Origin of the sequence: Methylobacterium sp. J-076, from assembly GCF_022829405.1 — a bacterium.
Taxonomy (GTDB): domain Bacteria; phylum Pseudomonadota; class Alphaproteobacteria; order Rhizobiales; family Beijerinckiaceae; genus Methylobacterium.
Genome location: NZ_JAKSXW010000078.1, coordinates 134803 through 147718, shown reverse-complemented (window position 1 = coordinate 147718; position 12916 = coordinate 134803). Strand labels below are relative to the sequence as shown.

Here is a 12916-nt window from a genome sequence, read left to right as displayed (position 1 = left end):
CCGTCCACCGCGACGGCGGCGGCAACCGTCCGCTGGGGCGGCGGCGGCCCTCTCCGTCATCGCGAGCGAAGCGAAGCGACCCAGGGCGGCGGAACGGTCCACGACGTGGCGCCGCTGGATTACCTCACTCCGCTCGCATTGACGGCAGTGGTGGCCCGTCGCGATGGCGGTGGCCCCTCGCCGGGCCGGCGGGCCGGGTGTCACGCCACGAGGCGGGCCACCACCTCGCCGTTTCGCCGCTGCACCATCGCCAGCCGGCCTTCGCCCCCCTCCACCACCTCCCAGGCCGCCCCGGCGACGGGGATGCCGTGCAGCTCGACCGGCAGCGACCGGGTCTTCAGGCGGATCACCGGCGCCGCATGGGCGTAGCCCGGATGGGGGCGCCCGAGGATGACGTGGGCGATGGCCTCGGCCTGCCGGGCGACGGGCTCGATGTAGCGGCAGGGCTGCCCGTCGAGGCTGATACAATCGCCGAGCGCGAAGATGTCGGGCTTGCTCGTCCGCAGGGTGTCGCGGTCGACGGCGATCCCCCGGTCGAAGGCGAGGCCCGCCCCCCGCACGAGGCGCGGGGGCGTGGCGAGGCCGGTGGCCGCGATCACCGTCGCGGCCTCGAGGCCCGTGCCATCGTCCAGGGCGAGGGCGACCCGCCCGTCCGGCCCGCGGGCGAGGCCGCGCACCAGCACCCCGCCCCGGTAGGCGACGCCGAGCCCTTCGAGGGCCGCCAGGAGCCGGCGCCCGGCCTCCTCCGGCAACAGCTCCGGCAGGGGCAGCGCCGCCGCGCCGACCAGGGTGACCGTGTGCCCCGCCCGGGCGAGATCCTCGGCCAGCTCGCAGCCGACCATGCCCGCGCCGACCACCGCCACCGTTCGGGGGCCGCGCGCCAGCTCGGCGTGGAGGCCGCTCCAGGCGGCGAGGTCGTTGATCCGCCAGCACAGGGCCGGGTCGAGGCCCGGCGGCAGAGCCGGGCGGGCGCCGTGGGCCAGGACGAGGTGGCTGTAGGCGAGGGTCCCGCGGGTGGTGCGCAGGCTGTGCCGCTCGGGCGAGAGGCCCGTCGCCACCGTGTCCGCCATCAGGCGCAGGCCGAGCCGGGCCGCCGCCGCCACCCCCGTCTCCCGCCGCAGCCGGGCCGGGGACAGGCCCCGGGCCAGGGCCACCGACAGCTCGGGCTTGTGGTAGACGTCCCCCGAGCAGGCGGTCACCAGGGTGATCGGCACCTGCGCGTCCTCCGCGCGGATCGCCTCCGCGACGCTCCACCCGGCGATGCCGGCCCCGACGATCACCACCCCCCTCCGGCGGGGCGCCACCAGGGCGGCGGCGACCGGCGCCGCGATGGGCGCCCGGCGCCGGTAGGGCTCGAAATCCCCCTTCGTCACCCCGCAGATCGGGCAGACCCAGTCCTCCGGGATGTCCCCGAAGCGGGTGCCGGGGGCGATGCCGCTGTCCACGTCGCCCTCAGCCTCGTCGTAGATCAGCCCGCAGGCCCGGCAGAGGAACTGCTGCCAGGGGCCGAGGCCGTCGGTGGGCTCCGGGGCGCTCATGCGGGCATCACCTCCCGCGAGAGCCGGGCCATCTCCTTGCGCAGGTGCTTGATCGCCGGGGTGACGATCGCCACGAAATGCGCCTCGCGGATCCGCCGCTGGGGCGCCGCCGAGGTCAGGTAGCCCCGTGCCCCCTGGTGCAGCAGGGAGGATTGGGACGCGCGCAGGGCCAGCTCCGAGGTCTGGGCGCGGGCGTCGAGGACGTCGATCAGGTAGTCGGTGGCCCCGTCGTAGGGCGTCTGCGCAAGCCGCATCACCCGGCCGCGCAGGTCGGCGAGTTCGCCCGCGATCTCGTCCGGCCGGTCGTCCAGGAACTGGTTGACGTGGCCGAGGGTCTCCTCGACCGCCAGCATGGCCGAAAGGCTGCCCTCGGCGACGCCGAGGCCCATGCCGCACTGGAGCAGGATGAAGGCCGCCCGGATCCGCCCGATGAACGGCCGGGCCGGGTCGGCGACGATGTCGTCCCGGCCGACGAAGTACCGCTCCAGCCGGAGGCCCCAGGTGCTGGTGCCCTCCATGCCGGAGAAGTGCGGGCAGGGCCGCAGCTCCGCCCGGTCGCAGTGCAGGAGGAACATGATCTCGTGGCTGATGGCCTCCCCCGCCCCGACGACGCCGGCGATGGCGCCGCAATACTGCCCCGGCCCGATATGGCTGACCCAGGGCAGCATGCCGCTCACCTCGTAGCCGCCCGGCACCGGCCGGGCGCGCAGGAGCATCGGCTCGATCCCGGCGAAGGCCTTCATCGGGTTGGACAGGGCGGTGCCGCCGAAGCTGCGCCCGGCGGCGTGGGCGTCGAGGGCCGCGCCGGTGAGCGCCGGGTTGCCCGACTGCTCCATGTAGAGGCCGCAGACATCGTGGCACCACATCAGGAAGCCGGTGGCCCCGCAGGCGCGGCTCGCCGTCTGCATGGCGGCCACGGCCGCGCCGAACCGGGCCCCGTGCCGGTCGAGGTGGAGGGCCAGCGCCCCCTCCCCCGCCAGGGCGCCCATCAGGTCGAGGGGGTAGGTCCCCCGGTCGATGGCCCCGGCCGCCGCCGCGAGGGGGCCGTCGGCGATGGCGGCGACCCCGGCCAGGACCGCCTCGTCGGGCCGGTCCGGGCCGGCGGGATCCGCATCCGGCCGCAGGGCGAGGGCGCTCGGCATCGTGCTGTCTCCTCGAAGGAAGGACGGGCCGCCGGAGCCGCCCGCCGAAGGGATCACTCCGCGAGGCCGATCTCGAACGGGATCGGGTTGCGCATGGAATTGGCCACGGGCGAGTAGAAGTTCGCGTGGCGGACGATCTCGTCCAGCTCCTCGCGGGAGGCGTCGCCCTCGATGGTGACGGAGACCCGGATCGCCTGGAAGCCCATGTCCTCCGGGGCCTTCTCGGCGCCGCCGGCGCCCCAGGCGGCGGGGTTGCCGATGTCGCCCTCCAGGCGCAGCTCCAGGCGGGACAGGCGCACCTGCTTCCACGTGGCCACGGCGGTGATGCCCACCGCGAGGCAGCCGCCGAGGGCCGAGAGCACGACCTCCCCCGGCGCCGGGGCGGTGTTCTCGCCGAACAGGTGGAGCGGCTCGTCCACCACCACGGGGGTGTGGTCGCCGACATAGCTCAGGGTGCGGTACTGGCCGTCCACGACCGTGTGCACCTTGTTCGTACCGCGGGAGCCCGGATTGGCCCGGCCCTTCTCGGCGAACTTGAGGAGGCCGTCCCGGTCGATCGGGCGCAGGTAGGTCGTCACGGTCTGAGGGGCTGCGCTGGCACTCATGGCAAGGGTCTCTCCTGGCGCGGCCCTCTTGGGGGGCCGGCCCTGGAGCGGCTTGGCAAACGCGGTGCCAAGCGGCAAGGCGCGGCCGCATTTCCGGAAAATTTCTCCCCCGCAAAACCCTTTCGGGGGAACGTCCTCCCCCCTCCGGACCCGGGGCTCACTCCGCCGGGAGGCCGCGGACATAGCCGCGGGAGATCTGCCGCCCCCGCTCGCGGATCGTCGAATCGGCGGCGGCGAGGTCCGAGAGGGCATCCTCGACGGCATGGACCAGGGCGGCCCAGCCGTCCCGGTGGTGGGCCCGGTAATAGGCCAGGGCGATGGTCTCCGCCTCGGTCGGTCCCCAGTCCGGTGCCGGCGATTCGCTCAACTGCCCTCGCATCTCGCTCAACCTCCACTAGAACATAGAGTGAACAAAGCCGACGGGGCGATTCGGTTCAAGGCCCCGGGCGCCGAAAGGCGGATTCGCGGTGGACCCCTGTGGATCGAGGGAGAGAAGGCGAGTGCCCACGCGGCTTTACCGGTTCCACTGCGTGGGACCCGGCGGCGATGCGACCTTCGACCTGCGCGGCCGGCGGCTGCCGACCCTCGCCCAGGTGCGCGCCCATGCCGACCGGGTCGCCCTGGCGCTGATGGCGGCGGGGGACGCCGACTGGACGCGCTGGATCGTGGATGTCCACGACGGCAAGGGCCGGAGGATCCTGATCCGCGCCTTCACCGACGTGCGGATCAGGCCCGAGGCGGCGGATCAAGCCCCCTGACGGGCCCCGGCCCCACCCCCCAAACGGGGCCGCCAGCCCGTCGGCGCCACGATTGGTGGAAATGCCAAGTGGCTGCAGTGCAACCTTTTTTCGGCTTCCATCGCCCCTGCCGGGGCCGCGCCGGCCACCATCTCGCCGCAGTTCGGGCAGCGGTGTAACCTTGCCGACACAGTCTTCCGGAACGCTTTCCGCTAATAATCAACCCGATCGGGACAGACTTCTGGGGATTGCACAATTATGAAGAGCCTCGTCACCTCGCTGGCAATGTTCACGGCCCTCACCGCCGCCGCCACCGCCGCCGACCTTCCGCGTCGCGCGCCGCCGCCCGTCTTCACGCCGGTGCCGGTCTTCACCTGGACGGGCTTCTACGCCGGTTTCAACGCCGGCTACGGCTTCGACGCCTCCTCGACCTCGGCTCCGACCGTCGTCGGCGTCTCGCCGGGCAACCGCATCTTCGCCGCCGGCAACGTGCCGACCACCGGCGTCCTCGCCTTCTCGAACACCGCCAGCAACGAAGGCTTCGTCGGCGGTGGCCAGATCGGCTACAACTACCAGTTCACCCCGGGCTCGGGCGTGGTCGTCGGTATCGAAGCTGACGCCCAGTACGTCGACTTCGGCCGCCAGCGGAACCGCTTCTCCGCCGTCGCCCCGGCCGGCTCGGCCATCATCCCGGGCACCCTCATCTACAACCCGAACGGCCTGTCGGGCCTCGACTACTTCGGCACCGTGCGCGGCCGCCTCGGCTACGCCTTCGACCGCACCCTCGTCTACGCCACGGGCGGCTTCGCCTACGGCTCGGGCGGCGGCCGTCAGTTCGGTTCGGGCGTCTCCTCCGACGACTTCCAGACCGGCTACGCTGTCGGCGGCGGCATCGAGTACGCTCTCCCGACCGACTCGTTCCTGAACTTCTTCCGCTCTTCGGCCGTCACGCTGAAGGTCGAAGGCCTGTACGTGAACCTCGACCAGAACCGTCGTTCGGCCGGCGCTTTCGCCACCAACGCCTTCGGTCAGACCTACTCCGCCGCTTCGCAGGGCGTGACCCTGGTCTCGGGCCCGGCCAACATCCGCCGCGACACCGAGTTCGCCGTCATCCGCGCCGGCGTGAACTACAAGTTCGGCTCCTACTAAGATCCGAACGGACACCACCGACCAGCGGCGGTCCCGGGTTTCCCGGGATCGCCCTGGAACCGGGAGAGGCCGCCTCCGCAGGGGGGCGGCCTCTCTTGCGTTCGGGCCCACCCCACGCGGGGATGCCCGAGCCTGCCCGGAATCCGGGCCGGACGGCATCATTGTCAGCATATTTGTACGAGTATAGAACCGACCGACGCATCGCTTCCAGCCGGACCAGACGCCCGATGACCGACTCGCCCCGCAAGCTCCGCTCCCGCGCCTGGTTCGACAACCCGGACAACATCGACATGACGGCGCTCTACCTGGAGCGCTACCTGAACTTCGGCCTCAGCCTGGAGGAGCTGCGCTCGGGCAAGCCGATCATCGGCATCGCCCAGACGGGCTCCGACCTCTCGCCGTGCAACCGCCACCACCTCGTCCTCGCCGAGCGCATCCGGGAGGGCATCCGCGAGGCGGGGGGCATCGCGCTCGAATTCCCGGTCCACCCGATCCAGGAGACCGGCAAGCGCCCGACCGCGGGGCTCGACCGCAACCTCGCCTATCTCGGCCTCGTGGAGCTGCTCCACGGCTACCCCCTCGACGGGGTGGTGCTCACCACCGGCTGCGACAAGACCACCCCGGCCTGCCTCATGGCGGCGGCCACCGTGAACATCCCGGCCATCGCCCTCTCCGTCGGGCCGATGCTCAACGGCTGGTTCAAGGGTGAGCGGACGGGGTCCGGCACCATCGTCTGGCGGGCCCGGGAGATGCTGGCGGCGGGGGAGATCGACCATGACGGCTTCATCAAGCTCGTCACCTCGTCGGCGCCCTCCACCGGCTTCTGCAACACCATGGGCACCGCCACCACCATGAACTCCCTGGCCGAGGCCCTGGGCATGATGCTGCCGGGCACCGCCGCCATCCCCGCCCCCTACCGGGACCGGCAGGAGGCCGCCTACCGCACCGGCAAGCGCATCGTGGAGATGGTCGCGGAGGACCTGAAGCCCTCCGAGATCCTCACCCGCGACGCCTTCCTGAACGCCATCGTGGTCAACTCGGCCATCGGCGGCTCCACCAACGCGCCGATCCACCTCGCCGCCATCGCCCGGCACATGGGGGTCGAGCTCGACATCACCGATTGGCAGACCTACGGGCTCGGCGTGCCGCTCCTCGTGAACCTGCAGCCGGCCGGCACCTATCTCGGCGAGGATTACTACCGCGCCGGCAGCCTTCCGGCGGTGGTCGCCCAGCTGATGGGCCAGGGGCTGATCCGGGAAGGCGCGCTGACGGTCAACGGCCGCACCATCGGCGAGAACTGCCGCGGCGCCACCATCGAGGACGAGGACGTGATCCGCCCGTTCGACCGGCCCCTGAAGGAGGCCGCGGGCTTCCTCGTGCTGAAGGGCAACCTGTTCGACGCGGCGATCATGAAGACCAGCGTGATCGGCGAGGAGTTCCGCACCCGCTACCTCTCCAACCCCGCCGACCCGGACGCCTTCGAGGGCCGCGTCGTGGTGTTCGACGGGCCGGAGGATTACCACCACCGCATCGACGACCCGGCGCTCGACATCACCCAGGACACGCTCCTCGTGATGCGCGGGGCCGGGCCGGTGGGCTATCCCGGCGCCGCCGAGGTGGTGAACATGCGTCCGCCCGCCCAGCTCATCAAGGCGGGGGTCTTCGCCCTTCCCTGCCTCGGCGACGGGCGGCAATCGGGCACCTCCGCCTCGCCCTCGATCCTCAACGCCTCCCCCGAGGCGGCGGCCGGCGGCGGCCTCGCCCTGCTGCGCACCGGCGACCGGGTGCGGATCGACCTGCGCCGGGGCACCGCCGACATGCTGCTCCCCGAGGAGGAGATCACCGCCCGCCGCAAGGCGTTGGACGAGGCGGGCGGCTTCGCCTACCCGGCCTCGCAGACCCCCTGGCAGGCGATGCAGCGGGCCGTGGTCGGCCAGATGCACACGGGCGCCATCCTGGAAGGCAGCGAGGCGTACCAGCGCATCGCCCAGACCAAGGGTCTGCCGCGCGACAACCACTGAGGCGGCACGCCTCCCCCTCCGCCCGCAGGCGTGGTGGAGGGGAGGCGACGTCTCACGCCTGCATCGACATCTCGGTGTCGGCCAGGGCGAGGCGGATCAGCACGGACATCGTCTCCCGCGCGCCCTCGGAATCGCCGGCCACGATCGCCTCGTAGACGGCGCGGTGGTCGGGAAGGGGATTGCGCGGCAGGGCCCGCAGGCGCTGCTTGTAGATCGTCGTCCAGGTGACGGCCGCGACGATGGAGCTGGACAGGGACAGGAGCGGCGCGTTGCGCGTCGCCTCCAGCACCGCATGGTGGAAGGCCCGGTCGGCCGCGCGGCCCTCGGGCACGGCGAGGCCGTAGCGGGCCATCTCCTCCAGGGCATGGCCCATGCGGGCGATGTCCACCGAGGAGCGCCGCTCGGCCGCCAGGGCGGCGGCGGCGGGCTCCACGATCTGGCGCAGCTCGAACAGGTCGCGGATGAAGGTCTCGCTCGGCTCGGCCTCGAAGGCCCAGGCCAGGATGTCGGGGTCGAGGAGGTTCCAGCGGCTGCGGGCGCTGACCCGCGTGCCCGTCTTCGGCCGGCTCTCCACCAAGCCCTTGGCGCTGAGGATGCGCACGGCCTCGCGGTAGGCGGTGCGGGAGATGCCGAGCTGCTCCGAGAACTCGATCTCCCCCGGCAGCACGGCCCCCGGCGCGTGCAGGCCGGACAGGATCGCGATCCCGAGGGTGCGCGCGACGGAGCCATGGATCCGCTGGCCGGGCGCAGGGGGGGGCAACCCCATGCGCTCGCCGTCGCTCACGCGCCTCAACCGCCTCACTCCACTCGACGAAGCCGCCCCGATCCCCGTGCCGGGAGCCCGTTTCGCAGTAGGCCGCCGGGCCGCCGAGTGCAAGGATACAGCCCCCGGGGGCGCTTGCCGCGGGCCGCGAATCCCGCTAGCCAATTGTCTGATTAATGCGAGACGGCCCAGACATGGGTGGGGGCCGGTCCGGAGGGGGGAACCATGGCCCTGTCGCTCGTCCAGTTTACGAAAGCGGACGGAACCCGCGGCGTCGCCGCCCTGGACCGGGGCGAGAGCCGCACGGTGCCGGGGGTGGGCAGCGTCCTCGACCTCGCCCGGCGGGCGCTCGCGGCCGGGCAGGACCTCGCCGGCGCGGTCGCCGCCGCGGGGCCGGGGGAGCCCCTGGACCTCGCCGGGGTGAGCCTCCTGCCCCCCATCGACCACGAGGATCCGGCCCACCTGCTGCTCACCGGCACCGGCCTCACCCATCTCGGCTCGGCCGAGGGGCGGGACAAGATGCACCGGGCCGCCGCCGCCGACCCGGCGCCGACCGATTCGATGACGATGTTCCGCATGGGCGTCGAAGGGGGGAAGCCGGCACCGGGCCAGCCCGGCGTCCAGCCCGAATGGTTCTACAAGGGCGACGGCAGCGCCCTGGTCGGCCCCGGCGCGCCCCTGGTCTCGCCCGCCTTCGCCCTCGACGGCGGCGAGGAGCCGGAGATCGCCGGCATCTACCTCATCGATGGGGATGGGACGCCCGTGCGCCTCGGCTTCGCCCTGGCCAACGAGTTCTCCGACCACGTGACGGAGCGCGGCAACTACCTCTGGCTCGCCCATTCGAAACTGCGCCCGGCGGCGGTGGGGCCGGAATTGCGGGTGGGGGCGCTCCCGGCGGACGTGCGGGGGACGAGCCGCATCCTGCGCGACGGCGCGGTGCTGTGGGAGCGCCCCTTCGTCTCGGGCGAGGCCAACATGTCCCACAGCATCGCCAACCTGGAGCACCACCATTTCAAGTATCCGGGCCACCGCCGCCCCGGCGACGTCCACGTCCACTTCTTCGGCACGGCGACCCTGTCGTTCAGCGAGGGCGTGGCGACCCGGCCGGGCGACGTGTTCGAGATCGAGGCCGAGCCCTTCGCCCTGCCCCTGCGCAACCCCCTCGCCCTCGCCCCGGCCGCGGAGGTCTCCGTGAGGGGCCTGTGAGCGGGGCCTCCATCCCGACTCCGGCCGGCGGGCCCCGTCTTCCCGCCCGGAGGGGAGCCCCGGGGGCCGCTCCGGGCGATGTCGCGCGGGCCTGAGGTCACGCCGCCCGCATCAGGCCGATCTCGGTGACGACGGCGGCGCAGTGGGCGCGGAGGTCGGCGAAGGCCGGGCCGTAGTCGAGCCCGGAGCGGCAGACCGCCTCGACCTCCCGGCACAGGCGGGCGAGGTCGGTGAAGCCGAGCATGGCGGCGGCGGCGATCATGGCGTGGGCGTCCTGGGCGACCCCGTCCCGGGGCCGGACCCCGCCGGCGGCGGCGCCGAAGCGCGCATCGAGCTCCTGGGCCAGCGATTGGAGCAGCCCGTGCACGCGCTCCGGGCCGATGACGTCGGCGATGGCGTTGAGGGCTGCGGCCTCCGGCACGGGCCGGGCCCGGTCCCAGGTGCCGCCCGCTCGGGTGCAGCGGTCGATGGCATCGAGCAGGTCGGCGCGCACGAAGGGCTTGCCCACATGGCCGTCCATCCCGGCCTCGCGGAACTCGGAGACCTGCTGCGGCAGGACGTTGGCGGTCAGGGCGATGATCGGCACCCGGCCGGCGGGGCCGGCGAGGCCGCGGATCAGCCGGGCGGCGCTCACGCCGTCCATCACCGGCATCTGCACGTCCATGAGGACGAGGTCGTAGGTGCCGGCCTCCACCGCCCGCAGGGCCGCGGCCCCGTCGGGCACCACGTCCACCGCATGGCCCGCCGCCTCCAGGATGATGCGGGCGAGGTCCTGGTTCAGGGGGACGTCCTCGGCCAGCAGCAGCCGGCGGGGCGGGCGCCCGCGCAGGTCGCTCCTGTCGCGCTTGGCCGCCTCCGGGGGGAGGGTCCGGGGGAGGTCGACGGTGAACGAGAAGGTGGAGCCCCGCTCCTCGACGCTCTCGACCCGCACCGCGCCGCCCATCAGCTCCACGAGGCTCTTGCAGATCGCCAGGCCGAGGCCCGCGCCGTCATGGGCGCGGCGGTAGGAGCCATCGACCTGGCTGAACCGCCGGAACAGCCGATCCTGCTTGTCCGCCGGGATGCCGATGCCGGTGTCGCTCACCCGGAAGTCGAGGCTCACCGCGTCGCCACGCTGCCCGGCCACGGCGACGGTCAGGTCGATCCGGCCGGTGGGCGTGAACTTGATGGCGTTGTTGAGGAGGTTGAGCAGCACCTGCCGCAGCCGGTCCTCGTCGCCGGCCAGCCAGTCCGGCAGGGCGGGATCGATCGAGAGGCCGAGGGCGAGGCCCTTCGCCTCGGCGAGGCCGCGGACGATCGACAGGGTGTTGTCGATAAGGGCGGCGGGGGCGAAGGGGCGGCGGGCGATCTCGACCTGCCCCGCCTCGATCTTCGAGACGTCCAGCACGTCGTTGACCACGGTGAGCAGGGCCGCGCCCGCCGAGCGGATGCGCTCGCCGTACTGGCGGATGCGGGTGCCGAGCCCGCCCTCGTCGAGGAGGAGGTCGGCATAGCCGATGATGCCGTTGAGGGGCGTGCGGATCTCGTGGCTCATGGAGGCCAGGAACTCGGATTTCGCCCGGCTCCCCGCCTCGGCCAGCTCCCGGGCCGCCTCGGCCTCGCAGGTGCGCTCCGCCACCCGCTGGGCCAGCGTCGCGTTGAGGGTGCGCAGGGCCCCCTCGGCGGCGTCCCGGGCGGTGTCGTCGCGCACGGTGAGGACCGCGCCGATCTGGCCGCCCTCGCCCCCGCGCAGGGGCTGGGCGTTGCCGATGGCGACGACCTCGGTCCCGTCCGGCCGCCGGATGCGCCAGCGCGCGTCGCGGACGGTCTCGCCCCGCACCGCCTTGGCGAGGGGGAGATCCCGGGGCGGGTAGGGTTTCCCCTCCTCCGTGAAGAGGTGGTAGGTGTCGCTGTAGGCATCGGGCTCGACATCGAGCCGCGACACGCCGTGGATGCCCGCGGCGGCGGTGTTCACCAGGGTGATCCGCCCGGCGGCGTCGGTGACGATCACCCCCTCCGCGAGCTGCGCCAGGATGGCCGCGCTCGCCGCGGTGGAGAAGTCCGCCTGCGCCTGCATCGCCCGCAGCCGCTCCTCGGCCACGGCCCAGTTCCGGGCCTCGCCGCGCCGGGCCGCCTCCTCCGCCGCCACGCGGGCGCTCACGTCGCGCAGGGTCGAGACGTACCCGTCCGGCTCGCCGCTGTCGGGGTCGTGGACCAGCGCGAAGGCCAGCTCCAGCCAGACCCAGTGGCCGTCCCGGTGGCGGTAGCGCAGCGGAATCGGCGCCCGCTCCGTGCCGCCCTCCCGCAGGGCGCCCAGGGCGGCATCGAAGGCCGCCCCGTCGTCGGGGTGGATGAAGGCGACGGGCCGGGTGCCGACCAGCTCCTCGGGGTCGTAGCCGAGGATCGGCGTCACCGCGTGGGAGACGTAGCGGCGCGTGGTGTCGAGGTCGCTGAAGACGATGATGTCGCTGGCGTGCTCGGCGATCAGGCGGTAGCGGCGCTCGCTGGCGCGCAGGGCGTTCTGGGCCCGGCGCTGGGCGGTGACGTCGGTGAAGGTCCGGACGAGGCCGCCTCCGGAGAACGGAAGCGTGCGGACCTGGAGGACGGTCCCGTCCGGGCGCTCGCGCTCGTAGACGGCCACCCGGTGCTCGGGCTCCCCGTGTTCCAGCCACCGCCGGAGGTCGGGGTGGACCTTCGCGAACTCGCCGTGGGCGAACTGGTGGGCGCGCACCGCCGCGAACGGGGCCCCGTCGGAGAGCAGCCCGTCGGGCACGCCCATCATGCCCGCGACGTGCCGGTTGAAGACCCGGACCCGCCCCTCGCCGTCGGTCATCAGCAGCCCCTGGTCGATCGCCTCCAGGGTGGCGCGCAGCAGGCGGTCCGTCTCCTCCAGGGCGCGGGTGGAGCGGGTGAGCTCGGTGACGTCGAGGCAGATGCCGCAGACGGCCACGAGGCGGCCGGAGGCATCGCGCTCGTCGATGCCGCGCACGCTGACGTGGCGGATCTCGCCATCGGGGCGCAGGATGCGGGAGCGGTGCTCGTACCCGCCGCGGGGCAGCCGGCCCCGCCCGTTCAGGGCCACACCGATGCGCCGCCGGACCTCGTCGCGGTCCTCCGGGTGGTAGAAGCTGCAATGGGTGTCCAGGGGCACCGGCTCGAGGATCGCGTTGCGGCCGAAGATCGCCGCGATCCCCGCCGACCACGCGAGGGTTTGCGTGGCGACGTCCAGGCGCCAATGGCCGAAGGAGGCCGTCTCCTCCGCCACCCGGCGGGCGGCCTGGGCCTGGAGGTGGCGGGTCTCGCTGCCGGCGAGGCGGCGCTCCGCCTCCTCCGCGCGCAGCGCCCCGGCCACGAGCCGGGCCGCCTCGGCGAGGGAGCCCCACGCCGCCGGGGCGGGATCGGGGCGGTCCGCCCCGTCGATCACGCACAGGGCGCCGATCCAGCCCCCATCCCCCGCATGGAGGGGGGCGACGGCGCAGAAGGCCGCGCCGCCGGGAAGCCCGCGCAGCACCACGCCCTGCGCCATGCGGCCGAGGCCGGCACCGAAGCCGGGCGATCCGGCGATCAGGCCCGCGCGGTCGCCGTCGATCCCACTGAGGCCGGCGATGCGGATCCCGTCCGCCCCGTCGAGGATCGCGAAGGCCGAGGGGGCGCCGAGGAGGGCCCTGGCGACGCCACAGGCCGAGTCGAGGGGCGAACCGCCGTCACAGCGGGCCGGGGCTGGCGATGGCGGGACGGGGGCCACACAGTCCAAGGGCTGAGATCTCACAGGAACG

The 12916-nt window shown here is 73.5% G+C and carries 10 protein-coding genes; 4 read left to right on the top strand and 6 right to left on the bottom strand.

Going from position 1 to position 12916, the window contains the following annotated elements; genetic code table 11:
• Positions 1–200: 200 nt before the first annotated feature.
• From MKK53_RS07130 to MKK53_RS07115, 4 genes are all read right to left on the bottom strand, one after another.
• Complete coding sequence (locus MKK53_RS07130) at positions 201–1538, bottom strand: FAD-dependent oxidoreductase (protein WP_243927991.1); 1338 nt, start codon at positions 1536–1538, stop codon at positions 201–203.
• Positions 1535–2680 carry an acyl-CoA dehydrogenase family protein gene (locus MKK53_RS07125; RefSeq protein WP_243927990.1) on the bottom strand — a complete coding sequence of 382 codons (1146 nt, stop codon included), beginning with the start codon at positions 2678–2680 and terminating at the stop codon, positions 1535–1537. Before MKK53_RS07125 ends, MKK53_RS07130 begins: the two co-directional genes overlap by 4 nt.
• Positions 2681–2733: 53 nt before the next feature.
• The gene (locus tag MKK53_RS07120) at positions 2734–3285 is read right to left on the bottom strand and encodes an OsmC family protein (protein ID WP_243927989.1); all 552 of its coding nucleotides are present in this window, start codon (positions 3283–3285) and stop codon (positions 2734–2736) included.
• Positions 3286–3442: 157 nt separating this feature from the next.
• Positions 3443–3652: a hypothetical protein gene (locus MKK53_RS07115; protein ID WP_243927988.1), complete on the bottom strand. Its 210-nt coding sequence runs from the start codon at positions 3650–3652 to the stop codon at positions 3443–3445.
• Positions 3653–3785: 133 nt separating this feature from the next.
• Between MKK53_RS07115 and MKK53_RS07110 the strand changes: the two genes are divergently transcribed.
• The 3 genes from MKK53_RS07110 to MKK53_RS07100 all read left to right on the top strand — a co-directional run bounded on the left by MKK53_RS07110 (position 3786) and on the right by MKK53_RS07100 (position 7192).
• Entirely contained in the window at positions 3786–4043 is a 258-nt protein-coding gene (locus MKK53_RS07110) for a DUF6894 family protein (protein ID WP_243927987.1), read from the top strand.
• Positions 4044–4280: 237 nt separating this feature from the next.
• Positions 4281–5171 carry an outer membrane protein gene (locus MKK53_RS07105; protein WP_243927986.1) on the top strand — a complete coding sequence of 297 codons (891 nt, stop codon included), beginning with the start codon at positions 4281–4283 and terminating at the stop codon, positions 5169–5171.
• Positions 5172–5398: 227 nt separating this feature from the next.
• Positions 5399–7192, top strand: coding sequence for an IlvD/Edd family dehydratase (locus tag MKK53_RS07100; RefSeq protein ID WP_243927985.1), 1794 nt, complete (start codon positions 5399–5401; stop codon positions 7190–7192).
• 52 nt (positions 7193–7244) lie between these two features.
• Here MKK53_RS07100 and MKK53_RS07095 read toward each other — a convergent pair whose 3' ends face one another.
• The gene (locus MKK53_RS07095) at positions 7245–7976 is read right to left on the bottom strand and encodes a FadR/GntR family transcriptional regulator (protein ID WP_243928000.1); all 732 of its coding nucleotides are present in this window, start codon (positions 7974–7976) and stop codon (positions 7245–7247) included.
• A gap of 204 nt (positions 7977–8180) precedes the next feature.
• Between MKK53_RS07095 and araD1 the strand changes: the two genes are divergently transcribed.
• Entirely contained in the window at positions 8181–9161 is a 981-nt protein-coding gene (gene araD1, locus MKK53_RS07090; RefSeq protein ID WP_243927984.1) for an AraD1 family protein, read from the top strand.
• Positions 9162–9258: 97 nt separating this feature from the next.
• Here the strand turns inward: araD1 and MKK53_RS07085 are convergent, their stop codons facing one another.
• Complete coding sequence (locus tag MKK53_RS07085) at positions 9259–12885, bottom strand: PAS domain S-box protein (RefSeq protein WP_243927983.1); 3627 nt, start codon at positions 12883–12885, stop codon at positions 9259–9261.
• Between the last annotated feature and the right edge of the window lie 31 nt (positions 12886–12916).

Bases quoted from the DNA above. Each gene is read 5' to 3' on its own strand.
- MKK53_RS07130 (WP_243927991.1), bottom strand. From the start codon at position 1,538: ATGAGCGCCCCGGAGCCCACCGACGGCCTCGGCCCCTGGCAGCAGTTC.
- MKK53_RS07125 (WP_243927990.1), bottom strand. From the start codon at position 2,680: ATGCCGAGCGCCCTCGCCCTGCGGCCGGATGCGGATCCCGCCGGCCCG.
- MKK53_RS07120 (WP_243927989.1), bottom strand. From the start codon at position 3,285: ATGAGTGCCAGCGCAGCCCCTCAGACCGTGACGACCTACCTGCGCCCG.
- MKK53_RS07105 (WP_243927986.1), top strand. From the start codon at position 4,281: ATGAAGAGCCTCGTCACCTCGCTGGCAATGTTCACGGCCCTCACCGCC.
- MKK53_RS07100 (WP_243927985.1), top strand. From the start codon at position 5,399: ATGACCGACTCGCCCCGCAAGCTCCGCTCCCGCGCCTGGTTCGACAAC.
- araD1 (WP_243927984.1), top strand. From the start codon at position 8,181: ATGGCCCTGTCGCTCGTCCAGTTTACGAAAGCGGACGGAACCCGCGGC.